This window comes from Escherichia sp. WS1265, from assembly GCF_046487585.1.
Taxonomy (GTDB): domain Bacteria; phylum Pseudomonadota; class Gammaproteobacteria; order Enterobacterales; family Enterobacteriaceae; genus Escherichia; species Escherichia coli.
Map to the genome: position 1 here is coordinate 1 of NZ_JBJQJE010000034.1, position 23,436 is coordinate 23,436.

Annotated in this window: 32 protein-coding genes and 5 pseudogenes; 26 read left to right on the forward strand and 11 right to left on the reverse strand. The window is 51.6% G+C overall.

What is annotated here, in order from left to right:
* Nucleotides 1-110: 110 nt before the first annotated feature.
* Nucleotides 111-866: pseudogene (locus ACJHX3_RS23540) on the forward strand (IS66-like element ISEc23 family transposase); the annotation flags it as partial.
* Nucleotides 867-896: 30 nt separating this feature from the next.
* Here the strand turns inward: ACJHX3_RS23540 and ACJHX3_RS23545 are convergent.
* The 4 genes and pseudogenes from ACJHX3_RS23545 to ACJHX3_RS23560 form a co-directional block, all read right to left on the reverse strand.
* Nucleotides 897-1,763 (reverse strand): annotated as a pseudogene (locus ACJHX3_RS23545) (IS66-like element ISEc23 family transposase); the annotation flags it as partial.
* 30 nt (nt 1,764-1,793) lie between these two features.
* Entirely contained in the window at nt 1,794-2,144 is a 351-nt protein-coding gene (tnpB, locus tag ACJHX3_RS23550; RefSeq protein WP_016248149.1) for an IS66 family insertion sequence element accessory protein TnpB, read from the reverse strand.
* A complete protein-coding gene (gene tnpA / locus ACJHX3_RS23555) occupies nt 2,141-2,566 on the reverse strand; it encodes an IS66-like element accessory protein TnpA (RefSeq protein ID WP_016248009.1) in 426 nt (141 codons plus the stop codon). The genes tnpB and tnpA (ACJHX3_RS23555) overlap by 4 nt, the downstream gene beginning before the upstream one ends.
* A gap of 161 nt (nt 2,567-2,727) precedes the next feature.
* A pseudogene (locus tag ACJHX3_RS23560) lies at nt 2,728-3,267 on the reverse strand (transposase DNA-binding-containing protein); the annotation flags it as partial.
* A 187-nt stretch (nt 3,268-3,454) separates the two neighbouring features.
* On the opposite strand from ACJHX3_RS23560, the gene ACJHX3_RS23565 reads away from it, so the two are divergent.
* Together ACJHX3_RS23565 and ACJHX3_RS23570 are read left to right on the forward strand one after the other, a co-directional pair.
* Nucleotides 3,455-3,574 (forward strand): Hok/Gef family protein, encoded by a 120-nt coding sequence (locus tag ACJHX3_RS23565; protein ID WP_071604197.1) that lies wholly within the window; start codon nt 3,455-3,457, stop codon nt 3,572-3,574.
* Between the two features lie 313 nt (nt 3,575-3,887).
* Entirely contained in the window at nt 3,888-4,145 is a 258-nt protein-coding gene (locus tag ACJHX3_RS23570; RefSeq protein ID WP_016247894.1) for a replication regulatory protein RepA, read from the forward strand.
* A 65-nt stretch (nt 4,146-4,210) separates the two neighbouring features.
* Here the strand turns inward: ACJHX3_RS23570 and ACJHX3_RS23575 are convergent, their stop codons facing one another.
* On the reverse strand, nt 4,211-4,336 hold the full coding sequence (locus tag ACJHX3_RS23575) for a replication protein RepA (protein WP_072024155.1): 126 nt from the start codon (nt 4,334-4,336) through the stop codon (nt 4,211-4,213).
* 48 nt (nt 4,337-4,384) lie between these two features.
* Between ACJHX3_RS23575 and tap the strand changes: the two genes are divergently transcribed.
* From tap to ACJHX3_RS23600, 5 genes and pseudogenes are all read left to right on the forward strand, one after another.
* On the forward strand, nt 4,385-4,459 hold the full coding sequence (gene tap, locus ACJHX3_RS23580) for a RepA leader peptide Tap (RefSeq protein ID WP_071604205.1): 75 nt from the start codon (nt 4,385-4,387) through the stop codon (nt 4,457-4,459).
* A complete protein-coding gene (gene repA, locus ACJHX3_RS23585; RefSeq protein WP_016247895.1) occupies nt 4,452-5,309 on the forward strand; it encodes an incFII family plasmid replication initiator RepA in 858 nt (285 codons plus the stop codon). Before tap ends, repA begins: the two co-directional genes overlap by 8 nt.
* 910 nt (nt 5,310-6,219) lie before the next feature.
* A complete protein-coding gene (locus ACJHX3_RS23590; protein ID WP_001178089.1) occupies nt 6,220-6,504 on the forward strand; it encodes a CopG family ribbon-helix-helix protein in 285 nt (94 codons plus the stop codon).
* Nucleotides 6,504-6,779: a type II toxin-antitoxin system RelE/ParE family toxin gene (locus ACJHX3_RS23595; RefSeq protein ID WP_094321821.1), complete on the forward strand. Its 276-nt coding sequence runs from the start codon at nt 6,504-6,506 to the stop codon at nt 6,777-6,779. Before ACJHX3_RS23590 ends, ACJHX3_RS23595 begins: the two co-directional genes overlap by 1 nt.
* Before the next feature lie 105 nt (nt 6,780-6,884).
* Nucleotides 6,885-7,088 (forward strand): annotated as a pseudogene (locus tag ACJHX3_RS23600) (hypothetical protein); the annotation flags it as partial.
* A gap of 268 nt (nt 7,089-7,356) precedes the next feature.
* On the opposite strand, the gene ACJHX3_RS23605 reads toward ACJHX3_RS23600, so the two are convergent.
* The 3 genes from ACJHX3_RS23605 to ACJHX3_RS23615 are packed head-to-tail and all read right to left on the reverse strand — an operon-like array spanning nt 7,357 to nt 8,757.
* Entirely contained in the window at nt 7,357-7,623 is a 267-nt protein-coding gene (locus ACJHX3_RS23605) for a hypothetical protein (RefSeq protein WP_000627831.1), read from the reverse strand.
* Nucleotides 7,623-8,099, reverse strand: coding sequence for a hypothetical protein (locus ACJHX3_RS23610; protein ID WP_016247898.1), 477 nt, complete (start codon nt 8,097-8,099; stop codon nt 7,623-7,625). Before ACJHX3_RS23610 ends, ACJHX3_RS23605 begins: the two co-directional genes overlap by 1 nt.
* Before the next feature lie 55 nt (nt 8,100-8,154).
* Nucleotides 8,155-8,757, reverse strand: a complete 603-nt coding sequence (locus ACJHX3_RS23615; RefSeq protein ID WP_109538334.1) for a ProQ/FINO family protein — start codon at nt 8,755-8,757, stop codon at nt 8,155-8,157.
* Nucleotides 8,758-9,109: 352 nt separating this feature from the next.
* Here ACJHX3_RS23615 and yagA point away from each other — a divergent pair, with 352 nt between their 5' ends.
* Nucleotides 9,110-10,456: a protein YagA gene (gene yagA / locus ACJHX3_RS23620; protein WP_024261879.1), complete on the forward strand. Its 1,347-nt coding sequence runs from the start codon at nt 9,110-9,112 to the stop codon at nt 10,454-10,456.
* Nucleotides 10,457-10,786: 330 nt separating this feature from the next.
* Here yagA and ACJHX3_RS23625 read toward each other — a convergent pair whose 3' ends face one another.
* Complete coding sequence (locus tag ACJHX3_RS23625; RefSeq protein WP_001825143.1) at nt 10,787-11,377, reverse strand: hypothetical protein; 591 nt, start codon at nt 11,375-11,377, stop codon at nt 10,787-10,789.
* A complete protein-coding gene (locus ACJHX3_RS23630; RefSeq protein WP_000371888.1) occupies nt 11,377-11,634 on the reverse strand; it encodes a hypothetical protein in 258 nt (85 codons plus the stop codon). Before ACJHX3_RS23630 ends, ACJHX3_RS23625 begins: the two co-directional genes overlap by 1 nt.
* A 568-nt stretch (nt 11,635-12,202) precedes the next feature.
* On the opposite strand from ACJHX3_RS23630, the gene ACJHX3_RS23635 reads away from it, so the two are divergent.
* The 17 genes from ACJHX3_RS23635 (at nt 12,203) to ACJHX3_RS23715 (ending at nt 23,339) form a co-directional block, all read left to right on the forward strand.
* Nucleotides 12,203-12,616 carry a hypothetical protein gene (locus tag ACJHX3_RS23635; RefSeq protein WP_016247903.1) on the forward strand — a complete coding sequence of 138 codons (414 nt, stop codon included), beginning with the start codon at nt 12,203-12,205 and terminating at the stop codon, nt 12,614-12,616.
* Nucleotide 12,617: 1 nt separating this feature from the next.
* Nucleotides 12,618-13,403, forward strand: coding sequence for a site-specific integrase (locus ACJHX3_RS23640; protein WP_001581781.1), 786 nt, complete (start codon nt 12,618-12,620; stop codon nt 13,401-13,403).
* Between the two features lie 583 nt (nt 13,404-13,986).
* Nucleotides 13,987-14,619, forward strand: coding sequence for a ParA family protein (locus ACJHX3_RS23645; protein WP_000312331.1), 633 nt, complete (start codon nt 13,987-13,989; stop codon nt 14,617-14,619).
* Nucleotides 14,619-14,993: a hypothetical protein gene (locus tag ACJHX3_RS23650; RefSeq protein WP_000752652.1), complete on the forward strand. Its 375-nt coding sequence runs from the start codon at nt 14,619-14,621 to the stop codon at nt 14,991-14,993. Before ACJHX3_RS23645 ends, ACJHX3_RS23650 begins: the two co-directional genes overlap by 1 nt.
* Nucleotides 14,994-15,231: 238 nt before the next feature.
* Nucleotides 15,232-16,206, forward strand: a complete 975-nt coding sequence (gene parM / locus ACJHX3_RS23655) for a plasmid segregation protein ParM domain-containing protein (RefSeq protein ID WP_001217836.1) — start codon at nt 15,232-15,234, stop codon at nt 16,204-16,206.
* A 3-nt stretch (nt 16,207-16,209) separates the two neighbouring features.
* Nucleotides 16,210-16,602: a plasmid partitioning/stability family protein gene (locus ACJHX3_RS23660; protein ID WP_000272884.1), complete on the forward strand. Its 393-nt coding sequence runs from the start codon at nt 16,210-16,212 to the stop codon at nt 16,600-16,602.
* Between the two features lie 680 nt (nt 16,603-17,282).
* Nucleotides 17,283-18,185: a DUF1281 domain-containing protein gene (locus tag ACJHX3_RS23665; protein WP_151285576.1), complete on the forward strand. Its 903-nt coding sequence runs from the start codon at nt 17,283-17,285 to the stop codon at nt 18,183-18,185.
* 181 nt (nt 18,186-18,366) lie between these two features.
* A complete protein-coding gene (gene tnpA / locus ACJHX3_RS23670) occupies nt 18,367-18,825 on the forward strand; it encodes an IS200/IS605-like element IS200C family transposase (protein WP_000526135.1) in 459 nt (152 codons plus the stop codon).
* 73 nt (nt 18,826-18,898) lie between these two features.
* On the forward strand, nt 18,899-19,204 hold the full coding sequence (locus tag ACJHX3_RS23675) for a hypothetical protein (RefSeq protein ID WP_032158327.1): 306 nt from the start codon (nt 18,899-18,901) through the stop codon (nt 19,202-19,204).
* Between the two features lie 75 nt (nt 19,205-19,279).
* The gene (locus ACJHX3_RS23680) at nt 19,280-19,963 is read left to right on the forward strand and encodes a DNA methylase (RefSeq protein WP_000086147.1); all 684 of its coding nucleotides are present in this window, start codon (nt 19,280-19,282) and stop codon (nt 19,961-19,963) included.
* Nucleotides 19,964-20,185 (forward strand): hypothetical protein, encoded by a 222-nt coding sequence (locus tag ACJHX3_RS23685; protein ID WP_001104881.1) that lies wholly within the window; start codon nt 19,964-19,966, stop codon nt 20,183-20,185.
* A gap of 13 nt (nt 20,186-20,198) precedes the next feature.
* On the forward strand, nt 20,199-20,633 hold the full coding sequence (locus ACJHX3_RS23690; protein ID WP_000274500.1) for a DUF1380 family protein: 435 nt from the start codon (nt 20,199-20,201) through the stop codon (nt 20,631-20,633).
* Between the two features lie 45 nt (nt 20,634-20,678).
* Nucleotides 20,679-21,455: a hypothetical protein gene (locus tag ACJHX3_RS23695; protein ID WP_206310325.1), complete on the forward strand. Its 777-nt coding sequence runs from the start codon at nt 20,679-20,681 to the stop codon at nt 21,453-21,455.
* A gap of 416 nt (nt 21,456-21,871) precedes the next feature.
* A complete protein-coding gene (locus tag ACJHX3_RS23700; protein ID WP_001198928.1) occupies nt 21,872-22,297 on the forward strand; it encodes an antirestriction protein in 426 nt (141 codons plus the stop codon).
* Between the two features lie 46 nt (nt 22,298-22,343).
* The gene (locus ACJHX3_RS23705; RefSeq protein ID WP_016247907.1) at nt 22,344-22,766 is read left to right on the forward strand and encodes a DUF1380 family protein; all 423 of its coding nucleotides are present in this window, start codon (nt 22,344-22,346) and stop codon (nt 22,764-22,766) included.
* Entirely contained in the window at nt 22,763-22,954 is a 192-nt protein-coding gene (locus ACJHX3_RS23710; protein ID WP_001027495.1) for a hypothetical protein, read from the forward strand. Before ACJHX3_RS23705 ends, ACJHX3_RS23710 begins: the two co-directional genes overlap by 4 nt.
* Before the next feature lie 70 nt (nt 22,955-23,024).
* Nucleotides 23,025-23,339, forward strand: coding sequence for a hypothetical protein (locus ACJHX3_RS23715; RefSeq protein ID WP_001434357.1), 315 nt, complete (start codon nt 23,025-23,027; stop codon nt 23,337-23,339).
* On the opposite strand, the pseudogene ACJHX3_RS23720 reads toward ACJHX3_RS23715, so the two are convergent.
* A pseudogene (locus ACJHX3_RS23720) lies at nt 23,286-23,436 on the reverse strand (hypothetical protein); the annotation flags it as partial. The gene ACJHX3_RS23715 and the pseudogene ACJHX3_RS23720 sit on opposite strands and share 54 nt — an antisense overlap.

The window sequence follows — 23,436 nt, forward strand, 5'->3', positions numbered from 1 at the left end:
TTTTTTACGCACTGCGGTTAATGATTTCATGGATAGCGTCCACCATATTTGGTGTCCACTATTCTTTCAGGAATTTCAGGATCTGCCAGACGGTGCTGAGACGACGCTTACTCTGGACGTATGTCCGGGATGATCGCAATGTGGGTTCGTCATCTCCTCCAGCGGTCTGGTTCGCGTACTCGCCGAACCGGCAGGGGAAACACCCGGAGCAACACCTCCGCCCCTTCCGGGGTATCCTGCAGGCGGATGCGTTCACAGGTTACGACAGGTTGTTCAGTGCAGAACGTGAAGGTGGTGCACTGACAGAAGTTGCGTGCTGGGCCCATGCCCGGCGAAAAATCCACGATGTATACATCAGCAGCAAAAGTGCGACGGCAGAAGAAGCCCTGAAGCGAATCAGTGAACTGTACGCCATCGAGGATGAAATACGGGGATTACCGGAGTCAGAGCGTCTTGCCGTCAGGCAGCAGCGAAGCAAAGTGTTACTGACGTCGCTGCATGAATGGATGGTGGAGAAGAATGGTACGCTGTCGAAAAAATCCAGACTGGGCGAAGCGTTCAGCTATGTACTGAATCAGTGGGATGCCCTCTGTTATTACAGTGATGACGGTCTGGCGGAGGCGGATAATAATGCTGCGGAAAGAGCGCTTCGTGCAGTCTGTCTCGGAAAGAAAAACTTTATGTTCTTTGGCAGCGATCACGGCGGCGAGCGTGGAGCACTGTTGTACGGGCTGATCGGCACCTGCCGTCTGAACGGTATCGATCCGGAAGCGTATCTGCGCCATATCCTGAGCGTACTGCCGGAATGGCCTTCCAACCGAGTTGATGAACTCCTGCCATGGAACGTAGTACTCACCAATAAATAAGCGTCAATACGGTGCTCCGTTGACGCTTACCGTCCAGATACGCCCTGTTTTCGCCTTTTTCTGACCCGGTGCCAGTACCTTTACCGGTGTGTCATCAGTGTGAACCTTGCGGGTGTTCATTACATAACGGTACAGGGCATCATTCACCGGTGTCATTAACTGGCAGCACGCGTCAACCCAGTTGGAGAGTAAGGCCCGGCTCAGTTCGACACCCTGGCGGGCAAAGATTTCACTCTGACGATACAGTGGCAGATGTTCGCAGTATTTTCCCGTTAACACGCGGGCAAGTAATCCGGGGCCCGCGATACCACGCTCTATCGGGCGGGACGGCGCCGGTGCTTCAACAATACAGTCACATTTTGTACAGGCTTTTTTTACCCGTTCTGTGCGGATCACTTTCAGGGCACTGCTAACCAGTTCCAGCTGTTCAGCGCTGACTTCCCCCAGATAATCCAGCTCACCGCCACACTCCGGGCAACAGCTTTCTTCTGGCTCCAGGCGGTGTATTTCACGGGGAAGGTGTGCCGGTAACGGACGACGATGGCGCGACTGTCGCAACTGGCGGGGAACCTGAGGATCGTCTTCCCGCCCACTGTAACGATCGCTGTCCTGTTCACGTTGTTTCAGCAGAGCCTCAGCCAGTTCAACTTCACGACGCAGTTTTTCAGAACGGGTACCGAACAGCATCCGGCGCAGTTTTTCTATCTGAGCCCGCAGATGTTCTATTTCCCGTTCATCTTCTTCGATCTTTTCTTCGGCACGTGTCAGTGCAGAGCGCAGGAAGGCTTCCGTCTCTTCAACCAGACTCAGTTGCTGGTCTTTCTGACGGAGGGCTTCAGCCTGCTCAGAGAGCAACCTTTCCAGCTCTGCGATGCGAATGAGGTATTTCTGACTCATGACCGTTTTTATAATGCGGTCAGGAGTTTTTTACAACATTGTCAGTGAGTTACGGCTGGATGTTTTTGGCTGACGCCAGTCCAGCTTATCGAGGAGCATTGCCAGTTGCGAGCGGGTAATGGATACCTTGCCGTCACGTACCGCAGGCCAGATAAACTGGCCTTCCTCCAGGCGTTTGGTGAACAGGCACAGACCATCAGCATCAGCCCAAAGAATTTTGACGGTGTCACCCCGTCGGCCACGGAAGATAAACAGGTGACCGGAGAAGGGATTATCATTCAGCACATGTTGTACCTGTTCTCCCAGTCCGTTGAAGGATTTACGCATATCGGTAACGCCGGCAACGAGCCAGATATGGGTACCTGATGGGAGTGAGATCATCTTCCCCTCCCGGTCAGTTCACGGATCAACACTGTGAGCAGCTCTGGCGATGGATTTTCCAGCGTCATGTTACCGTGATGGAATTCCACCTTGCAGGAACTGGCACTGACTCTGGTCTGAGTGGAAGTGGATAAAGACGGCGCAATGGCCACCACAGGTTCTTTCTGCTCATCCGGCGTTATTTCTACAGGTAATAATTCAACGCCAGTGTCAGAAGAGGTCGTTACCGGAAGACGCCGCGAAACACGCCCTTCGTTCTGCCAGAGCCTGAGCCATTTGAAAATAACATTATCATTGACGCCATTTTCACGTGCAATCTGTGCAACACAAGCTCCAGGTTGTGATGCCAGTTCCACCATACGAAGTTTGAATTCATTCGAATAGTTTTTACGAGGTTCTTTTCGCCAGTCCTGTAATTCCATACTTAGATGTCCGTCTATATCAGATGGGCGTCTAAGTTACCAATTCTCGTCTGATGGCTACATACGGCGGTCAGTTTACGCTTACCATGTACCACCACTTTTCCACGCCTTGTGGTATTCCTCTATCAGCCAGCGTCGCTCGTAATGGCTGACGATACGTCGCGTTCGGCCATACGCTCCGAAGCCTGCTGCCAGTGGTAACTTTCTTTTTCTTCATAGGGACGTTCTTTTCGCTGGTGCTTAACACCGTAGGTGTCCGTGACCCGACTCCAGCGCTGCTGTTCGATAAGACCGACTGGCAGGGCGCTGTCGGGGGCGTACATCAGGACAGAGTGAGCCAGCAGCCCGCGCGTCTTCGGGTTAGTGGTGGTATTCCCCAGGTCATCAGATGCCGTACTGTGGCTGAAGTTAATGGTGGTGGTGTCTTCCAGTGCGAGGAGCAGCGGATGAGCCTCACATGCCCTTACAGTGGCGGTAAATCCGGCTTCGGCAATGGCTTGCGGGGACACAGACGGGTTACGTATCAGGCGGTACGCACCTTCAACCTGAGCAGTGGACTGGGATGATTTCACAATAGAAAGACCTGCATGCTGAGCGAGAGAAGAGGCCAGTGACACAAGGCGTCGTGTACGATGCTGATCGCCGAGACGGGCATGTCCAAACTGCTCGTTAGCCAATGAATAACAATCAGAAAGTACCATAACAGAGCCGAATAAAATGAAATATAAGAGAAGATCAACGGGTGAAGAAAACGTTCAAAAAATGGCTACCGGGGAGGAAGGAAAGTACCGGATGGAAAGAGCCCCCCTAAAGCAGACTGACAGACATCACAAATCCCCGGGGGGGACTTGTGTATAAGAGACAGTTCTTGCAGAGAGGTCAAAGTTTATGACGAAATATGCCCTTATCGGGTTGCTCGCCGTGTGCGCCGCGGTGTTGTGTTTTTCACTGATATTCAGGGAACGGTTATGTGAATTGAATATTCACAGGGGAAATACAGTGGTGTAGGTAACTCTGGCCTACGAAGCACGGAAGTAAGCTGCCGGGCGGGGACGGAAGTCCCCGCTTTCCGGAAGTGTGAGGTATTTCAGGGGCAGACACCCGATATACCAGAAACAGCCGGTCCCGCCCGGAGCCGGCACACAAGTTCAGGCATTTCCTGTTTTTCAGTCATTTCATCATCAAAATCACATTAAACGGTCGTAATCAGACATGATTTGTGCGCCAACACAGATCATCGTCACAACTTTCAAGTCGCTGATTAAAAAAAACTGTAGTATCCTCTGCGAAACGATCCCTGTTTGAGAATTGAGGAGGCGAGATGTCGCAGACAGAAAATGTAGTGACTTCCTCATCTGGCGCAAAACGAGCATACAGAAAGGGTAAACCTTTGAGTGAAGCAGAACGACAGAGAGCAGCTTCTGTGCGCAAACGAGCTGTATGTAAAGAGATCAAAGTTTTCGTCAGACCAGAACTGAAAAACTACCTTACCAGTCTGTGCGCAGAGGAAGGGGTAACTCAGGCAGAGTTGATAGAAAGACTTATCGAGAAAGAGGCCTGTTACCGGAATATGATGTGATGTGATGGGATCACATTCTTGCTAGTTTTTCCTGTCAGTGCTAGATTACTATCGTTTAAGGAATTTTATGGCTGGCCACACCATAAGGTGGCAGGGAACTGGTTCTGATGTGGATGTACAGGAGCCAGAAAAGCGAAAACCCCGATAATCTTCTTTAACTTTGGCGAGTACAGAAAGATTACCGGGGCCATCTAAAAAACGCATAGCCAACAATTCAGCTATGCGGGGAGTATAGTTATATGCCCGGAAAAGTTCAAGACTTCTTTCTGTGCTCACTCCTTCTGCGCATTGTAAGTGCAGGATGGCGTGACTGATCTTCAACAAACGTATTACCGCCAGGTAAAGAACCCGAATCCGGTGTTTACACCCCGTGAAGGTGCCGGAACGCTGAAGTTTTGCGAAAAACTGATGGAAAAGGCCATGGGCTTCACCTCCCGTTTTGATTTCGCTATTCATGTGGCGCATGCCCGTTCGCGTGGTCTGCGTCGACGCATGCCACCGGTGCTGCGTCGACGGGCTATTGATGCGCTGCTGCAGGGGCTGTGTTTCCACTATGACCCGCTGGCCAACCGCGTCCAGTGTTCCATCACCACACTGGCCATTGAGTGCGGACTGGCGACAGAGTCCGGTGCAGGAAAACTCTCCATCACCCGGGCCACCCGGGCCCTGACGTTCCTGTCAGAGCTGGGGTTGATTACCTACCAGACGGAATATGACCCGCTTATCGGGTGCTACATTCCGACCGATATCACGTTCACATCTGCACTGTTTGCTGCCCTCGATGTATCAGAGGAGGCGGTGGCCGCCGCGCGCCGCAGTCGTGTGGAATGGGAAAACAGACAGCGCAAGAAGCAGGGACTGGATGCACTGGGTATGGATGAACTGATAGCGAAAGCCTGGCGTTTTGTGCGTGAGCGTTTCCGCAGTTACCAGACAGAGCTTAAGTCCCGTGGAATAAAGCGTGCCCGTGCGCGTCGTGATGCAGACAGGGAACGTCAGGATATTGTCACCCTGGTGAAACGGCAGCTGACGCGCGAAATCGCGGAAGGGCGCTTCACTGCTAGTCGTGAGGCGGTAAAACGTGAAGTGGAGCGTCGTGTGAAGGAGCGCATGATTCTGTCACGTAACCGCAATTACAGCCGGCTGGCCACAGCTTCCCCCTGAAAGTGACCTCCTCTGAATAATCCGGCCCGCGTCGGAGGCATCCGCACACCTGAAGCCTGCCAGCGAACAAAAAAGCAGCACATCATACAAAAACGACCTCGCTATTCACCTTCTGGTGCATCCGGTTCCCCCTGTTTTTGATACAAAACACACCTCACAGACGGGTAATTTTGCTTATCCACATTTAACTGCAAGGGACTCCCTCATAAGGTTACAACCGTTCATGTCATAAAGCGCCAGCCGTCAGCCTTACAGGGTGCAATGTATCTTTTAAACACCTGTTTATATCTCCTTTAAACTACCTAACTATATTCATTTAAAAAGAAAACCTATTCACTGCCTGTCCTATGGACAGACAGATATGCACCTCCCACCGCAAGCGGCGGGCCCCAACCGGAGCCGATTTAGTTACAACATGCAAACATAAATCCCGAAAAACCCCGGTTCCGCGCAGAACTGAAACCACAAAGCCCCTCCCTCATAACTGAAAAGCGAGGCCGTCCCCGCCCGAAGGGCGGGAACAACATCACTTTTAATTATGAATGTTGTAACTAAATAACATCGTCGCTGTCAGTCTCCTAGCTGGACGTATTGAATACACGCTCGTAAGCGGCCCTCTCGGCCCGCTAACGCGGAGATACGCCCCGACTTCGGGTAAACCCTCGTCGGGACCACTCCGACCGCGCACAGAAGCTCTATCATGGCTGAAAACGGGTATGGCTTAGCAGGGCTGGGGATGGGTAAGGTGAAATCTATCAATCAGTACCGGCTTACGCCGGGCTTCGGCGGTTTCACACCTGTGCTACATGTAACCACCGTATGCCGCCTTACATGCGCTGACGCGCATTATTTGCCTTGTTTCGTCTGAAAGTAATCACTATGATTAAATATGATTAACAACTAATCGGATATGCAAATGAAAAACAATACCGCACAGGCAACAAAAGTCATTACCGCGCATGTGCCATTACCTATGGCTGATAAAGTCGACCAGATGGCCGCCAGGCTGGAACGCTCCCGGGGCTGGGTTATCAAACAGGCGCTTTCTGCATGGCTTGCCCAGGAGGAGGAGCGTAATCGCCTGACGCTGGAAGCCCTGGACGATGTGACATCCGGACAGGTTATCGACCATCAGGCTGTACAGGCCTGGGCGGACAGCCTCAGTACTGACAATCCGTTACCGGTGCCACGCTGATGGAACTGAAGTGGACCAGTAAGGCGCTTTCTGATTTGGCGCGGTTATATGATTTTCTGGTGCTGGCCAGTAAACCTGCGGCCGCCAGAACGGTGCAATCCCTGACACAGGCACCGGTCATTCTGTTAACTCATCCACGTATGGGAGAACAGTTGTTTCAGTTTGAACCCAGGGAGGTCAGACGGATTTTTGCTGGCGAGTACGAAATCCGTTACGAACTTTATGGCCAGACTATTTATGTATTGCGCCTGTGGCACACACGAGAAAACAGGTAGATTGTGTGTGGGGACAACTTAACATAGCCTGCAGATATTAATTCTGGAACATTATTATCAGGCCAGATATTTTTCATTCAATTAAATAATCTTGTAGGAGATAAAATGAATTACGATGAAATAACGAAAATTACCGCTGAACGTATTAGCGACTACATGACCGAAGCAGTTAATACAGACTCTATAGCCGTTGCGGAAATGTTTCATAACGCTGCCTGGGGAGTGCGAACATTGTGGTTTGAACTCGTCACAAAAATAGATATAGATATACATAAAAAGAACAGGTATGCGAGTTATGATCTTAGAAGGAAAATCGAAATGCAGCATGAAGAGTTTCAGAAAATGACAGAGCGCGAGCAAGTGCCTTTATTGAAATCGCCAGAATAATAGAAACAGTACAAGTACATTGCTGTATTGTGTTTTCCTTGAATATTGAATCGCGGTGCCCATGTACTACGATTCCTTTCGTGTTGTTTATCATTGCACACTTTCCCTGACTGAGCGTAAACACTGACTACTTTCCCCTCAAACTCCTGGACGGCGAATGCAAAATTGGTCTGTTCCAGCATAGAATATGTTACTTTTTCATGACCGAACCCGAAATTTTGCGCGTCAATAAGAGACGTTGTGTAAACTCAGTCCTTTTATCTGGCAGGTTAACCCCTATCAATCTTAGGATGAAACCACGCCATCCTCTGTTTGCCTGGTTATTAATTTCATAAAGACGATTGTTTTCCTCTCGTAGTTTTGTCCACTCTAAACAAAGTGTTATATCATCCAGTTCTGTGATGTGTTTCACTTTTCCATTGACAGTTACAGTGTTTATTCCATTTCCTGTGATCATCATCTTATGCCTTTTTTATCTTCATTTGGGACCGTGCTTTTCTTCGGAGTATCACTATTCGTTAACTGCTGTTTATCAATAAAATTCCTGATGTTATCAAGTGCTTCCTTTGTTTTTAGAATGCGCTTGATATCCATTTCATCCCGCCCGGTCATTCTTTTTCCGGACAAAAGACGCTCAAGAAGCTCCTGTTTCGCATCAGGAGAATCTTTGGCGAGAACCATCAGGTTAAGCAAATCTTCACGATCGAGAGGAAAGAAGTATTTTACAAAATACTCGAAAAGCGAAAGAAAGTAGTATGCTGTCCATGCAATACAGAAACCGATTCCTATACAGAAATGCAGGTATATAATCAGGAGAATAGGTAAAATCCATAATACTATAGCTAAAAAAATATATACGGGGTACTGGCATCTGTATGCCCGTTCATGTTTATTCAGGATGAATAAAATCTTCTCCGCTTCTGAATCACACATAACATTCTCTTCCCATTTTTTCTGATACGTAATGTCCACCTGTTATCAGGAGTGTTTATTGCCCAGAAATATTCTCCTGCTGTGCCTGCATCCTGAGCCACTTTTGTTCTAATGTCGCCAGTCTGCGACCGGCACTCTGTGCTTCAGAGTCTGAGACCTGCCCTTTGGGGTGACCATCCAGGCCATAACGTGGGACGCCGGCGACAGCTGTCCGCTGCAGATATACGCGGCGGGATGTGATGCAGGACACTGCACAGAGCCATTCGTCCATGGTCAGTTCTGTCTCCGGGTGTTCTGCCAGAAATGCTGAAATATCATTGTTTATGCCAATTTTCAGGGGAATAAATCCACCACCTTCAGCACGAAGATGAGGAAACAGGATCTTTATTTTTTCCACGCACTCGTGAGTATACTCTCTGGTCCAGTGGGAGGGACGTGGGAAACGGCGTTTTTTCTTTTTCTTCTTCCTGGCTGGTGCTTCGGGGATATGTGTTTCGACGGCAGATGAATTTATTCCGACGGGGGCTGATTCTGCTGCCTGTTCAGTAAATGCAGATTCGATAATATCTGTTTTTTCGGATAAGGAAGGTAACGAAAAGGTACGACGTTTTTTCACTACAATGACGGGGATTTTCCTTTCTTCCTGATTTTTTTCCATAAATACCTCGGCTGGCTGGTTTTAATCTTTAATAATATCACAATCCATAAATTAGTAAATTTTCCGTCAGGTGATTTTTCATGGTTAATAAGTCCGTTCTCTGAATATTTATACTCGAGGCGGTAACAGTTATGGCGTGACAGTCGAATTGATATTCGACTGAACCCTGACCGAAACATGGTTGATATATTCTCTAACGTTAATGTTGTCATGATATAAATAAAAAAATTCATTTGAAAGGATGTCAGAAGAAGATATCGGGGCGCACAGTTCATCTCTGCCTTTGTTTCATGGTGTGTTCTTTGTATATTTTACTTACTGTTTAAGCATGTACATAAGGAGTGCTTTCATTATGCCAATGATACTTGTAAAGAAGAATCCCCGGGGCAAAGTGATTCGGGAGCTTAGCAGTGAGGAAGAGACTGCAGTAAAGACGGTCTGTGGACTGAAAAAGCCAGCAACCATGGCACAACATAACCTGGCCAATGATCTTCTCCGGGAAATGCGTGAGTATGATGCATGGTTACAGTGTGACTGTATTCCGGGAGATTCGCCGGCCATGAATTTTGCTGCTCTTAAAAACAATACGGGTACTCTTTATCTGTCCAGTTTTAATCATGAGCATGCACCTGAATGCCCCATGTATCGTCAGTTATCAGGAAATGAAGAGGAAACATCCTTCGGAGCAAGCCGGCATCCCGTTAGCACCCGTATAAATTACAGAAACTTTTTACCACCTGATGACAGTAATTCTGTTATCAGACTGCAGACCCGCTCTGCTTACCATAATGGTGAGCGCTCCTCCGTTCGCAAGAAACGTCCGCGCCTTGGCCGTTTACTCCTGTCGCTTATTGAAGATGCAGGGCTGAATAAACTGGATTCCCTGGCTAATCCCCGTATCCGGACTAATTATCGTGAGTGTCTTGATGCCATACGGCAGGTTACACTACAGCAGGAGTATATTCGGGGAAGATCCTTATCTGAAATTATCCATTTCCGGCCAGGAATGTCTGAAAGGTCTCAGGAGCGGTTAATGGAAACGCTGGAGAATTCAGAACGACACTGGCCTGCCAGAAGAAAACATATGTTCTTTCAGATTTTTATGGCGCAGCACATCTGTCGTGATGCTGTGGAAATTCACTGGGCGAACGGTAATATTCAGGTCATCAGACCTGTGCGGGGGATCAGTATTAATGGTGAAGCGCAGGGCGGAATACGTCCCCCTTACTGGGTTATTCTTGCTTTTTGCCGGAGTGCCGATGGCAGAATCATCTGCAGTGAAGGGTATGCTCATGCTCTTTATCAACTGACATGTCCGGTTCCTGTGGACAGCAAACTGGAACGAAACACGCTCACTGCTCTTCTGAATGTGGCCAGCTGGCTTAAAAGAAAGCCAGGTACGCCGGAATTAAGTCTGGAAAGACCCCTGTTTGATACAGAAGTTTATGTTAATGGTGAAAAGAAATATGTACTGCCGGATTTCATTGTCACAGCAAGGGCTCCTGACGGAAAGACGGCCAGAGTGGTCATCGAAACGATGGGATATGAAGACAGTGATTACTGCGCGAGAAAATCCAGGCAGCATACCGGCATGAAGCAGATTGGTGTTCTGCATACCGATCCACCGAAATGGCTGGATAACGATCATCCCCCTTTTGAGAAACATATGTACGGTGTTTTTATGCATCTCAGGTACTGAGATATTTTGTGGCTCAGTTCTGTAACTTTTCCCGTAACATTGTCTGTTGTTACGGGAAGCTTCCCCGCTTCGCTCCAGCAATCGTTCTATGTCCCATGTCAGTACGGTGATCGCTAAACTCTCCTCGGGAGCACTTCGACTGCGCACAGCGGCATTCTCATCGCTGACAGGTCGCATGGCCTCGCAGGGCTGGAGGGGGGGGCATTTGTTTTTCTTTCAGTGTACTCTCCTGTATTTCCGCAATCTCTGCCTCCATGCAATCCACTAGTGGCGGAGAAAAGTTAACCGGCTGCCACCATGGGATGACGTGTAAACCGTGCCGGCATGTTTTTATGGGGTGACGCTTTCATTTACCTGTACACGAACTTCTATTCCTGCATCGTGACAGGCCTGCAGCCACTGAGCTACTTCCAGCGGATCGCCCTCCAGGCGTACCACCCTGCCTTCTTTATTCCATAACTGCAGACAGGTGCTGCCGTCGAGACGCACCACAAAATCCCCACGGCAGGCCTGATACGTCATGCCGTTCAGCTCCACCGCCAGATCAGTGGCAGAAGTGCCGTCTGCGGGCAGACCTGCTGCCGGGACCAGCGGCAGTACGACGACTTCTGCCGCACGCTGTTCTGCCCGGAGGCGGTCCTGTTCTGCCAGCAGCAGAGGCTGTGCCACGGCCCGGCCGGCGTCCGTCAGCTCTACTGCCAGCTGCAGGTTTGGAGCGCGCAGGGTACGCAGCCAGCCGGCATCCTCCAGACGACGGCAGGAGGCGCGCAGGTTTGGCCCGTAGACCGGGGCTTCCCCGCTTCGCTCCAGCACCCGTTCCAGGTCCCGCGTCAGCACGGGGCCCGGTCGTTTTTCATCAAGCGCAGCCAGCACAATCAGCACTCTCCGCTGCAGTGGAGACGGTCGGCGGCTCTGGGTCATTACCTGTCATCCTCCGGCCAGATGAGGTTTCTGAGGCGCTGAAAGTCGGCGTCAATGAGCTCCTGTCTCTTTATGGCATTCATTGAGGCATAGCCATTTATGGCCAGTTCATGCCAGAAGATCAGCACGGCTCCGGCTTTGGCTGACTCGCAGAGATAAATCGCGCCCTGGCTGTCCAGATTGCATTCCCGGATGCGTCGTTCCGCAAACCGGGTCAGTTGTTCATAGCTGAGTGAAAACGTCATTTCCTGATCCATCCTGCACGCTCCATCTGATAATGTTCTGATAGGTAAAAATCATATCATATATGATTTGTGTGCTCTTGATTTCTAACAATATCAGATATTGTTTCATTTTTAATGATGAAAATCATATCTGATATGATTTTATGTGAATTGCTTGATTATCATATTGCATGCCCGTTCCCCGCTGCGCAGATCCGGTTTCTGGTGGTTACGGATCTTCCTCTCCCTCCGCACAGCGTTACATCCCGTCAGCACAACATGTGGTATTTCGTTCAGCTGCTAATGACACTATATGTTGTGTTATTTCCCTGACCTTTGATGCGCCGCGCAGGGGCGGAAAACAGCGATATGATTATTTCCTCAGCGTGGTACACTTCCGGAAAGTTGTGATATTCCGGAAAGTCGGATCTGACGGAAACGGCTCTCCGGTAATTTAACGGCGTGGTTATATGGATGCTTGTTATCATGGTGATGATGATAACTGCATGATATTATCAGACGGCGTGACGGTAAGGGCAGTGATGATGGATGACGTTATCGCATGACCGTCCCTGCCCGGAAAAGAAAAAAGGAGTCACCCATGTTTTTTATTGAGAATGAAGGTCAGGCTGTCGCCGGAACGGATTACTGGCAGTCTGTACAGGCGCAGGCCGGATATGTCTACCTCAGCTGGAATGCCGGCGCAGCCAGGCTGCTTGTCCCGGATGCGGCAAAACATTTACTCAGGGAGATGCGGGGGGCTGAGTACGTCATCATCAGTAAGGGAGCACTGCATGGCCGCGATGCGCTGGAACTGGTATTTGAAGACGGCAGCGATGCGCTGTTTGTGATCCACATGCTGAGTGAGCAGTGCGATCGCCTGCTCCCCGAAAACAACCAGGGAGGGGGTTTTGTTGTCACCGTCTGGACGCGTGGCGGTAACCAGCTCCGTTATCCGGGAAAGTACCGTGTTGTGGAAAACCTGCCCGACGTTTCCCCGTGGAGTGAACACTGATATGCAGTACCTGCCGGCACCGATCCACCATGCCCGGGATGCCGCTCAGCTTCCTGTTGCCATCGATTATCCGGCAGCGCTGGCACTCCGCCAGATGTCGATGGTTCATGATGAACTGCCAAAATACCTGCTGGCCCCTGAAGTGAGCGCCCTGCTCCATTACGTGCCGGATCTGCGCCGCAAGATGCTGCTGGCCACACTGTGGAACACCGGTGCGCGCATTAATGAAGCACTGGCGCTGACGCGGGGGGATTTTTCGCTCACGCCTCCGTATCCGTTTGTGCAGCTGGCCACTCTGAAGCAGCGGACAGAAAAAGCCGCCAGGACGGCAGGAAGAATGCCCGCCGGTCAGCAGACTCACCGGCTGGTTCCGCTCTCCGACGCCTGGTACGTCAGCCAGCTGCAGACGATGGTGGCCACACTGAAAATCCCCATGGAACGGCGTAATAAACGAACAGGCAGGACAGAGAAAGCACGGATCTGGGAAGTGACGGACAGAACGGTCAGGACCTGGATTGGGGAAGCGGTTGCCGCCGCTGCCGCTGATGGAGTGACGTTCTCTGTCCCGGTCACGCCACATACGTTCCGCCATTCCTATGCGATGCACATGCTGTATGCCGGTATACCGCTGAAGGTCCTGCAGAGTCTGATGGGGCATAAGTCCATCAGCTCAACGGAGGTCTACACGAAGGTATTTGCGCTGGATGTCGCGGCGCGTCATCGTGTGCAGTTCGCCATGCCGGAAGCCGATGCGGTAGCGCTGATAAAACAACTTGAGAGGCGTTAAAAAGCCGTATTCGCGGTTCAGTCAAGGGGGAGCTGGTGCATTCATCTATGGAAGATAGAGCACCAAACTCATAGAGGCCACGTTCTCAGGCCAGAACAGTCTTATATCTCTGGCGCTGACAACCCATAGTACTTGCCTGGATGGGAAACTCTTCTTGTGCCGAGCGTAAGAGCCATCTGCCGGAACGCTTCCTCGCCAGTTCGCTCGCTACGCACAGTTACATGGCTGCGGCGAGGGCTGCCTGATTCTAATAATGATATTTCAGCATGATAGCAGCAATAAAATAGATTGCAGCTATCATGCTGTACACATACGGCCTAGCGCTCTGTTTATGTTATGCTATCTGCAATCTTGCGGCAATCTTGCTTCATCTGTCGATGCGATTCTGAATGAGGTTTCTTTTATTGTTAACGTGACACAAGTATTCGGCTGTCAATTCCAGCACTCTGCTAAGTAGCAAGATTATTTATTGTTGCAATCTTGCTGCAAGCTGTTATCTTGTTCTGGAAGAGTTACTCTACCTAACCTCAATCTGGTTTATATTGATGTTTGCTGCAAGATAGCAGCAAGTAAAGGGGGCTAAATGGCCTGGATAGTTGGTTTTATTTCTCAGAAAGGTGGTGTGGGCAAAAGCACTAAAGCGAGAGCGTTAGCGCGTGAAGCATCCGCCTGTGGTATCAAAACAAAATTAGCTGATCTCGACTTGGAACAGGCAACGAGTGCTGAGTGGCATCGTAGACGTCTGTCAGCTGGTTTGTCACCGGTTGCTTCCGTTGAAGTGTTTTCAACAGCAAAGCAGGCGATAGAATCTGCCGGCGATTTTGACCTTCTGATTCTTGATGGCCCTGCTCGTGCAAGTAAAGGTACTTCAGAAATTGCTAAGGTCGCCGACCTTATCGTCCAGCCAACGGGAGCCTCCCTTGACGATCTTGTCCCGGCAATTAAAGTTTTCAACGCGTTGGTAAAAGAAGGTATACCACGTTCAAAACTGGTCTTCGCTTTAAGCCGGGTAGGTACCGAAGCGGAAGAGCTGGATGCTCGTGCATATATCAGTGAAGCAGGTTATGAAACTTTATCTGGATGCCTTTTTGAGAAGCCAGCATACAGAAAAGCGATGAATTCAGGACTCGCTGTGACAGAAACACGTTATAAAGGTTTAAACGAGAGAGCTGATGAACTTATCCAGGCACTCATCGATAAGATTGGAGAAGAGTAATGGCTGATGCGTCAAAACTTAGAACTAAAAGAACCCGTAGTGGGTTGGGGGTACCCCCGGGCCCCGACGAAGTGGCTACCAGCTTGAATGCGCCTGAGATAGCTCCGGCTGTCGCTGCCACTGATGTTCAGAGACAACAGGCAGACTCATCGCCAGTGCACCATGAGCCTGTGGTTACGCAAACAGTGACCGAGGTATATACCCGCCGCGATGGCCGTTCTGCCAGAAAAACAAACAGGACGCTGGCATTTGCAACACGTGTCACACCTGCTTTCGACCAAGAGATCCGGGATATCGCAGAGCGTGAGGGGTTGAAACTGGTGGAAGTTCTGGAAAAAGCAGTTGAGGCATATAAGGAAAAACAGGGCTATTAATCCGGGATGCAGCAATCTTGCTGCATTCTTTTTTTGTGTGCAATCTTGCAGCAAGATTTATGCTAGATAAATGCTAGATTGCTGCAAGATAAATGATATAATGCTCAAATTGAGTAGTTAACTGCCCAAGTGAAGTACGCAGCTTGAGTACTTACCTGTGGTTTATGAGCGTATTTACTTAATGTGAGTAGTTATTGTGTAAAGATGAATACTCAAGTTGAGTATAAATGGAGATGGTATGAGAATTTTTTGCGATGATGGTTCTACAAATGTGAAACTTGCCTGGTTTGAAGGCAAGACGCTGAAAAGTGCGGTATCAGTGAACTCTTTTCGCCATAACTGGAAAGTCGAGGGCTTAGGCAGCAGTCGTACTTATAACTATCTGCTTGATGGCCGTAAATATACCTACGACCCGGTCAGCGAAGATGCGATCAGCACGACTCATATTGAGTATCAGTACTCTGATACAAATGTGTTGGCAGTTCACCACGCATTACTGAACAGTGGCATTGAACCCCAGGAGATCGATCTCACCGTTACGTTACCTATCAGCGAGTTTTACACGGCCGACTGCCAGAAAAATACGCTTAACATTGAGAGAAAAATTCGCAACCTGATGCGAGAAGTCACCCTGAATAAAGGGGGAACTTTTACCATTAAAAGCGTTGAAGTGATGCCTGAATCACTCCCGGCTGTATTTACTCGCCTAGTTGCTGACAACGTTGGTCAGTACGAAAAATCATTGGTTATCGATCTCGGTGGTACAACTCTGGATGTCGGGGTTATTGTTGGCCAGTTTGAGGATGTTTCGGCTGTACATGGTAATCCTGATATTGGTGTATCAATGGTCACGAAAGCCACGCTCACTGCACTGAAAATGGCCAGCAGTGATACCAGTCCAATGATTGCTGACGAGTTGATCAAAAACAGGAATAACCTGGATTTTGTGGGGCAGGTTGTAAATGAGGTCTCTAAACTAAATCTGGTGCTGGATACCATTGATACAGCGATAAATAAACTGGGCGAGCTAGTTGTTGATGATTTGCTGCAGTATCGAAACGTAAACCGCGTATATATTGTCGGTGGCGGGGCTGCACTCATTGCTGATGCTGTTCGTAAGGCATGGAACCACCTTGGCGAAAAGGTGGTTCTTATGGATGAACCTCAGACAGCGCTGGTCCAGGCTATTGCACGCTTCAAAGCGGAGGAGTAATCGATGTACGAAGGCGAAGAAAGGAAAAAACTTTCACTCTACCTTCACCCGGAGGACTCTGCCGATTGTCTTGCACTGGCTGAAATCGAAACTGTTCCCCGGAAAAAACGGGGGGAGTTATATCGGCAGGCTTTGATAACCGGCCTGATAATGCATCAGCTTGATGAGCGAATTCCCGCCGTGTTAACCGCGCTATTCACCAGAGAATTGAATGCGGATGAGGTCATTAGTCAGATTGCCAGGATAACAGGCTGGAAACCCTCCTCCGGTGATTTAAAAGAGGTACTGAAGGCGTTGGGAGGGCTTCAGAGTACAGTTTCACCAGAACACTCTCAGGATGACGGTGAACAGGCCCGTCTGAAAGCGGCTAGGGTGAAGATGCAAAACCTGATCTAAAAAAGTCTCGCTCCGTGAAACCTGCAAAATTTCTCGGGGTGTGCGGCTTAATTTTTAGATTTCCGCGTTTCCCGTCATTTGAGTCAATGGAGTGCTGGTTGACAGCTCCTCACTCTGAAGGACGGGGATTCCCACATATGCAGCCAGATTTCCGGGTAGTGTGGTTTCAGACGTTGTTCGATTTCATTCTGTAGCGCCTGAAGTGTGCCTGATTTGAGTTTTTTTGTGCTCTGGCGGTCGAAAAGAATTTCAATGCGGATCATGTTCTCATCTCCCTTTTCTTTTGCTGTATGCATATACAGCATTCTAATAACTGAGTCCGCACACAGTCAAATGTCATTGCTCTGACTAAAAAATGCTCAATTCTCTGAGAGTGTGGCTGTATGCCTGCTGTGGAGTGCTGTGTCCAGCTTATCCACAGCATTTTGTGCACGGTTCTGTGGACAAAATACCTGGTTACCCAGGCCGTGCCGGCACGTTAACCGGGCTGCATCCGATGCAAGTGTGTCGCTGTCGCCGGCCTCCTCACCCGGTCACGTTTCGTCGTTCCTCCTCCACGCGCTGCGGCTTCGGGGCCGCACCTGCATTCGTATGCGCTCGCCCGGTTACAGGTGCGGCACGGCCTGATGGAGGCCGCATGTGAGAGGAGAATTCCCATGCCAAACTGGTGCTCGAATCGTATGTATTTTTCTGGTGAACCAGCACAGATCGCTGAGATTAAACGACTGGCCAGCGGTGCAGTCACACCGCTTTATCGCCGCGCCACAAATGAAGGTATTCAGCTGTTTCTGGCCGGAAGTGCCGGACTTCTGCAGATCACTGAAAATATCCGCTCTGAGCAGTGCCCCGGAGTGACGGCTGCCGGACGTGGTGCTGTATCACCGGAAAATATCACGTTCACCCGCTGGCTGACACACCTGCAGAACGGTGTACTGCTGGATGAGCAAAACTGCCTGATGCTGCATGAACTCTGGCTGCAGAGCGGTACTGGACAGCGTCGCTGGGAAGAGTTACCGGATGATGTCAGGGAAACTATCACTGTGCATTTCACCGCAAAAAGAGGTGACTGGTGTGACATCTGGGGTAACGAGGATGTATCGGTGTGGTGGAACCGTCTGTGTGACAACGTACTGCCAGAAAAAACCATGCCGTTTGACCTGCTGACGGTTTTGCCGACCCGCCTGGATATTGAAGTGAATGGCTTTAACGGCGGTGTTCTGAACGGTGTTCCTTCTGCATATCACTGGTATACAGAACGGTATGGCGTGAAGTGGCCTTGTGGGTATGACCTGAATATCAGTAGTCAGGGAGACAACTTCATTCAGGTTGATTTCGACACGCCGTGGTGTCAGCCGGAAAGCGACGTTATTGCAGAATTAAGCCGCCGTTTCAGCTGCACGCTGGAGCACTGGTATGCCGAACAGGGCTGTGATTTCTGTGGCTGGCAGTTGTATGAGCGCGGAGAGCTTGTTGATGTGCTGTGGGGGGAGCTGGAATGGTCTTCCCCGACAGATGATGATGAGCTGCCGGAAGTCACCGGACCTGCGTGGATAGTCGACAAGGTGGCGCATTACGGTGGATGAAGTATGACGGAGACGGGCGGGCAACCGCCCGTTTCTTTGTGCACAGAAAACCCCCAGCTAGGCTGGGGGTTCCGGAAAGCTTTCAGCTTTAAGCCAGTTATTAAAACCCCTTTTGATTTGTTAAAACACCTTGCGGTCTGGCAACTGCAAGTGTCAAACAAGAAATCAAAAGGGGGTCCCAATGGGGAACGAAAAGAGCTTAGCGCACACCCGATGGAACTGTAAATATCACATAGTTTTTGCGCCAAAATACCGAAGACAGGTGTTCTACAGAGAGAAGCGTAGAGCAATAGGCAGTATTTTGAGAAAGCTGTGTGAGTGGAAAAGTGTACGGATTCTGGAAGCTGAATGCTGTGCAGATCATATCCATATGCTTGTGGAGATCCCGCCCAAAATGAGCGTATCCGGCTTTATGGGATATCTGAAAGGGAAAAGCAGTCTGATGCTTTACGAGCAGTTTGGTGATTTGAAATTCAAATACAGGAACAGGGAGTTCTGGTGCAGAGGGTACTACGTCGATACGGTGGGTAAGAACACGGCGAAGATACAGGATTACATAAAGCACCAGCTTGAAGAGGATAAAATGGGAGAGCAGTTATCGATTCCCTATCCGGGCAGCCCGTTTACGGGCCGTAAGTAACGAAGTTGGATGCAAATGTCAGATCGTGTGCGCCTGTTAGGGCGCGGCTGGTAAGAGAGCCTTATAGGCGCATTTGAAAAACCTCCGGCTATGCCGGAGGATATTTATTTCCGGTAAAGGATGTCGCCATGCTCCTCTTTTTACTGCGCCGGCTGACGCGGCGCGGCATAAACGCTGCCTGTGGTCAGTGTCCCGCGTCCGGCGGGCACGGGACGGGCGCTTTTACCGCTCCCGGCTGGCGTCGGTGACAGTGTACGCCAGCCCGTCGCCCTTTTCTGATGAACGCCCTTCAAGCCGCTTTCGCGGCATAACCTTGCCGTCAGAAAGACGACGGCTGCGGTATTCCACGGTCGGCCTGACCCGTTACCGGACGCGGTGAACAGCCCACAGGCAGCGGGGAACGGACACCACAGGGGTGCCCTCCCGGTGCCCTCTGTAAGAGAAGGAGTTTGGTATGTCCCGTTTTGTCCTCGGTAACTGCATCGATGTTATGGCCCGTATCCCTGATAACGCCATTGATTTCATCCTCACCGACCCGCCATATCTCGTCGGTTTCCGTGACCGTTCCGGGCGCACCATCGCCGGCGATAAAACCGATGAGTGGCTGCAACCGGCCTGTAATGAAATGTTCCGCGTACTGAAAAAAGACGCGTTAATGGTGAGCTTCTACGGCTGGAACCGCGTCGATCGCTTTATGGCCGCCTGGAAAAATGCGGGATTCAGCGTTGTTGGTCACCTGGTCTTCACCAAAAACTACACATCGAAGGCCGCATATGTGGGCTATCGCCACGAATGCGCCTACATCCTGGCAAAAGGCCGTCCACGTCTGCCACAAAACCCGCTGCCGGACGTGCTGGGCTGGAAATATTCGGGCAATCGCCATCACCCGACGGAAAAGCCCGTTACCAGCCTGCAACCGCTGATTGAGAACTTCACACACCCGAACGCAATTGTGCTGGACCCGTTTGCAGGCAGCGGCTCAACCTGCGTCGCCGCCCTCCAGTCCGGACGCCGGTATATCGGTATCGAGCTGCTTGAGCAGTATCACCGTGCCGGGCAGCAACGCCTTGCCGCCGTGCAACGGGCCATGCAGCAGGGGGCCGCGAATGATGACTGGTTTATGCCGGAGGCTGCGTAAATGAACTATGCAGGACACGAAAAACTGCGCGCCGAAGTGGCGGAGGTGGCCAATGCCATGTGCGACCTGCGTACAACCATGAATGAGATGGAACAGCGGTACAGCTTTAATGCCGACACCCTGCCGGAACGTCTGGTGCGTCAGACGCTGTTTCGCGCAAACCGCCTCCTGATGGAGGCATATACCGAAATTCTGGAACTGGAAGCGTGCTTTAAAGATTGAGAAGGAGACGAGAATGTACGGAACATGCGAAACGCTATGCCGGGAGCTGGCAGTAAAGTATCCGGGAGACATGCCGCTGATGCTGGTTATCTGGTCCCCGGAAGAGATTCAGGCCCTCGCTGACGGAATGGATATTTCCCTGTCCGATCATGAAATCAGAACCGTCCTGGCGCGCCTGGAGGACATCCCGGAAGACCAGCGGACTGAATCCGGTATTTCTTCCGGCGTGGCGATGGAGATCATCAATAACGTGAGCGAAAACCGCCAGGTGACCGTCCCTGCTGAACTGCTGGCGTCCCTGATTCAGACCGCTGAACAGGCATTGTGGAAACGTGAATGGGCCGCCCGGGATCATGGCCTCGCCGTCCCGGAATGCGTCACCCGCCGTCAGGCGGTGATTAATCAGGCCCGCACCCTGCTGAAAAACAACAGACACGAAAACGACTGATGTTATCGCCGCCTCCGGGCGGCGATTCAGGGAGAACGATTAATCATGAACGAAAACACAACACTGAACGCACTGATTTGTCGTCACGCCCGCAACCTGCTGCTGGCGCAGGGCTGGCCGGAAGAGACGGATGTTGACCAGCGGAACCCGAAGTATCCGGGCTGGATCAGCATTTACGTGCGGCTGGATGCGCCCCGGCTGGCGACGTTACTTATCAACCGTCACGGCGGCGTACTGCCGCCGCTCCTGGCCTCTGCCATTCAGAGACTGACCGGAATCGGGGCGGAACTGGTACTGTCCGGCAGTCAGTGGCAGTCGCTGCCGGTACTTCCGGCAGACGGAACGCAGGTGTCTTTCCCGTATGCCGGAGAATGGCTGACCGAAGACGAAATCAGGGCTGTTCTTGATGCGGTGCACGATGCGGTACGAAGCATCTGTTACCAGGTGGCAGAAGATGCGCGGCGTATCCGTGCGGCGCTGACCACCACCGGTCAGACGTTGCTGACCCGCCAGACGCGCCGCTTTTGCCTGGTCGTGAAGGAAAGCGATCACCCCTGCTGGCTCGATGAAGATGACGAAAACCTGCCCGTGGTGCTCGATGCCATCGTGAACCGGGGAGCACGTTTTTCGTCGGTGGAAATGTATCTGGTCAGTGAGTGTATTGAGCATATCCTGTCCAGTGGGCTGGCCTGCGATGTGCTGCGTATACCGGATGAACCGCCCCGCCGCTGGTTTGACCGTGGTGTTCTGCGGGAGGTGGTCCGGGAAGCCCGGACCGAAATCCGCAGCATGGCGGATGCCCTGGCAAAAATCCGGAAATGATGACACTGGCGGGGTAAATCCCCGCCTTTTTCCTGCCGGTCCCCGGACAGAGCACAAAGGAAGTCGCCGCCGGCTCCGCTTTACCCGGCCATGCAGGGCATGGCCTTGTGGTTTTTCAGTTATGTGGCCTCAGCGTCGTGTGCGGGCTGTGCCGTGCCTCCATCTTAGCCGGGCTGGCGTTGATGCAAGGGTACGCTTCGCCGCTGCGGTCACCCGGTCCCTCCTTCCCGTCTGCCGTGATTTTCCGGTCGTTCACCCGCTCAGATTTCGCGGTCTCACCCTGCAACTCCCGTCAGCCGTGTGCGTCAGGCTGCGGCTTCCCTTGCGCCCCTGCATCCCCGCCTGTTCGCCCGGCTTTTATGGAGGCACGGCACCGCCCGGTGTCGCGGAATATGTGAACAACGGAGGAAAACATCATGCAATATGCGAAACCTGTCACTCTGAATGTTGAAGAGTGCGACCGTCTCTCCTTTCTGCCGTATCTGTTTGGCAACGATTTTCTGTATGCCGAGGCGTATGTGTACGCGCTGGCGCAAAAAATGATGCCGGAATATCAGGGAGGCTTCTGGCACTTCATCCGCCTGCCGGACGGTGGCGGTTACATGATGCCGGATGGCGACCGTTTCCACATGGTGAACGGTGCAAACTGGTTTGACCGTACCGTGAGTGCTGATGCCGCAGGCATCATTCTGACTTCCCTTGTGATTAACCGCCAGTTGTGGCTGTACCACGACAGCGGGGATGCAGGACTGACCCAGCTTTACCGGATGCGCGATGCGCAGTTGTGGCGTCACATCGAATTTCACCCCGAATGCAACGCGATTTACGCGGCTCTGGACTGATTAACGGACGGGGCGGCAATGCCGCCCCTGTAAAGGAGACGAGAACATGTACTGTACTGTTAAAGAAATTATCCGCGAAGTGCTGGATACAGACGTGCCGGACAGTGAATGCGTTTTTGCCGTAGTGCTGACCCGTGGGGATGTGCGTCACATAGCCCTGGACTGGAGTCTGACAGACGATGAGCTGGAAACCGTCATGCAGCGGCTGGACGATGCCTTTGAATATGGTGCGGATGTCAGCGTTGTTCACGGCGTTGTTCGTGAACTGATGGAAGAAAAGCGCGCCAGCCGTCAGGTGACAGTCCCGGCGGTGATGCTGGAAAAAGTGTTGGCGCTGGCAGGCAGTGAAATGAAGCGCCTGTATGCCGTCGGGAGTGAGAACGGGGGCGACGGTGATGCGTTCGTCAGGGAAGAACGCGAAGCAATGGACGTTGTGTTACAGGCGCTGGACGGGGAGCACATGTCATGAATATCAGCACAGAAACCCGCGAAATTCTGCGCAATTACAAAGCCGTGATTAATGCGCGGCGTCGTGAAATGGGGCAGAAACCGCTCACCACTGCGCAGATTGTTGATGAAATCTGCGATTTTGTGGCGAATCAGCAGGCGGTTTTCCTCGGTGGTCACTATATCCTTCAGGGCAGCAGAAACAGGTGATACAGGGCAGGCGGTGGAGGCCGCCTGTCAGCCCGCGCGAAAACCCCTGGCAGGCTGACGCCTGCCGGAAATGCGGGGTGCAGCGCCTGCGGCGCTGCCGGCCCGGCTTTCCGGTCAGAAGGTAGTGTATGGCTGTATGCAGGGAACAGGTGTGATATTCCGTGACACTGTCACCGTTTCTGGCTGTCTTTTATTGCGCCCACTTCGGCTCCCGGCTGCCTGGCGGCATCCGGTCGTCAGGCCCGACTCCGACAGGCAGCTGCTGGCGCACCCGCCAGTCTCCGCCGAACCCGCTGGCGCGGTTTCGGGCTGCCGCTACGGTCCGATGCGTGAAAACCCGGCTTGCAGCGACCGTTCCGGTCGCGCCGCCCCTGTCGCGCCGTGACCTGCGCTCCCTGCACACCTGACGGTGTGTGAGGAAACTGCGCCTGATGGCGCAGCAGTCTTCCCTCCTGCCGCCACCTCTGCGGCCTGTTTCCCGC

Coding starts and splice junctions, on each gene's coding strand:
- ACJHX3_RS23695 (WP_206310325.1), top strand. CDS start 20,679: ATGAACGAAAACACAACACTGAACGCACTGATTTGTCGTCACGCCCGC.
- ACJHX3_RS23630 (WP_000371888.1), bottom strand. CDS start 11,634: ATGGATCAGGAAATGACGTTTTCACTCAGCTATGAACAACTGACCCGG.
- tnpA (WP_016248009.1), bottom strand. CDS start 2,566: ATGGAATTACAGGACTGGCGAAAAGAACCTCGTAAAAACTATTCGAAT.
- ACJHX3_RS23650 (WP_000752652.1), top strand. CDS start 14,619: ATGGCTGATGCGTCAAAACTTAGAACTAAAAGAACCCGTAGTGGGTTG.
- ACJHX3_RS23625 (WP_001825143.1), bottom strand. CDS start 11,377: ATGACCCAGAGCCGCCGACCGTCTCCACTGCAGCGGAGAGTGCTGATT.
- tnpA (WP_000526135.1), top strand. CDS start 18,367: ATGGGGAACGAAAAGAGCTTAGCGCACACCCGATGGAACTGTAAATAT.
- ACJHX3_RS23710 (WP_001027495.1), top strand. CDS start 22,763: ATGAATATCAGCACAGAAACCCGCGAAATTCTGCGCAATTACAAAGCC.
- tnpB (WP_016248149.1), bottom strand. CDS start 2,144: ATGATCTCACTCCCATCAGGTACCCATATCTGGCTCGTTGCCGGCGTT.
- ACJHX3_RS23640 (WP_001581781.1), top strand. CDS start 12,618: ATGCAGTACCTGCCGGCACCGATCCACCATGCCCGGGATGCCGCTCAG.
- ACJHX3_RS23700 (WP_001198928.1), top strand. CDS start 21,872: ATGCAATATGCGAAACCTGTCACTCTGAATGTTGAAGAGTGCGACCGT.
- yagA (WP_024261879.1), top strand. CDS start 9,110: ATGCCAATGATACTTGTAAAGAAGAATCCCCGGGGCAAAGTGATTCGG.
- ACJHX3_RS23685 (WP_001104881.1), top strand. CDS start 19,964: ATGAACTATGCAGGACACGAAAAACTGCGCGCCGAAGTGGCGGAGGTG.
- ACJHX3_RS23565 (WP_071604197.1), top strand. CDS start 3,455: ATGACGAAATATGCCCTTATCGGGTTGCTCGCCGTGTGCGCCGCGGTG.
- ACJHX3_RS23645 (WP_000312331.1), top strand. CDS start 13,987: ATGGCCTGGATAGTTGGTTTTATTTCTCAGAAAGGTGGTGTGGGCAAA.
- ACJHX3_RS23660 (WP_000272884.1), top strand. CDS start 16,210: ATGTACGAAGGCGAAGAAAGGAAAAAACTTTCACTCTACCTTCACCCG.
- ACJHX3_RS23680 (WP_000086147.1), top strand. CDS start 19,280: ATGTCCCGTTTTGTCCTCGGTAACTGCATCGATGTTATGGCCCGTATC.
- ACJHX3_RS23615 (WP_109538334.1), bottom strand. CDS start 8,757: ATGGAAAAAAATCAGGAAGAAAGGAAAATCCCCGTCATTGTAGTGAAA.
- ACJHX3_RS23595 (WP_094321821.1), top strand. CDS start 6,504: ATGGAACTGAAGTGGACCAGTAAGGCGCTTTCTGATTTGGCGCGGTTA.
- ACJHX3_RS23590 (WP_001178089.1), top strand. CDS start 6,220: ATGCAAATGAAAAACAATACCGCACAGGCAACAAAAGTCATTACCGCG.
- ACJHX3_RS23665 (WP_151285576.1), top strand. CDS start 17,283: ATGTATTTTTCTGGTGAACCAGCACAGATCGCTGAGATTAAACGACTG.
- ACJHX3_RS23575 (WP_072024155.1), bottom strand. CDS start 4,336: ATGGCCCCGGTAATCTTTCTGTACTCGCCAAAGTTAAAGAAGATTATC.
- ACJHX3_RS23570 (WP_016247894.1), top strand. CDS start 3,888: ATGTCGCAGACAGAAAATGTAGTGACTTCCTCATCTGGCGCAAAACGA.
- ACJHX3_RS23610 (WP_016247898.1), bottom strand. CDS start 8,099: ATGTGTGATTCAGAAGCGGAGAAGATTTTATTCATCCTGAATAAACAT.
- ACJHX3_RS23635 (WP_016247903.1), top strand. CDS start 12,203: ATGTTTTTTATTGAGAATGAAGGTCAGGCTGTCGCCGGAACGGATTAC.
- ACJHX3_RS23705 (WP_016247907.1), top strand. CDS start 22,344: ATGTACTGTACTGTTAAAGAAATTATCCGCGAAGTGCTGGATACAGAC.
- ACJHX3_RS23605 (WP_000627831.1), bottom strand. CDS start 7,623: ATGATCACAGGAAATGGAATAAACACTGTAACTGTCAATGGAAAAGTG.
- parM (WP_001217836.1), top strand. CDS start 15,232: ATGAGAATTTTTTGCGATGATGGTTCTACAAATGTGAAACTTGCCTGG.
- ACJHX3_RS23715 (WP_001434357.1), top strand. CDS start 23,025: ATGCGGGGTGCAGCGCCTGCGGCGCTGCCGGCCCGGCTTTCCGGTCAG.
- ACJHX3_RS23690 (WP_000274500.1), top strand. CDS start 20,199: ATGTACGGAACATGCGAAACGCTATGCCGGGAGCTGGCAGTAAAGTAT.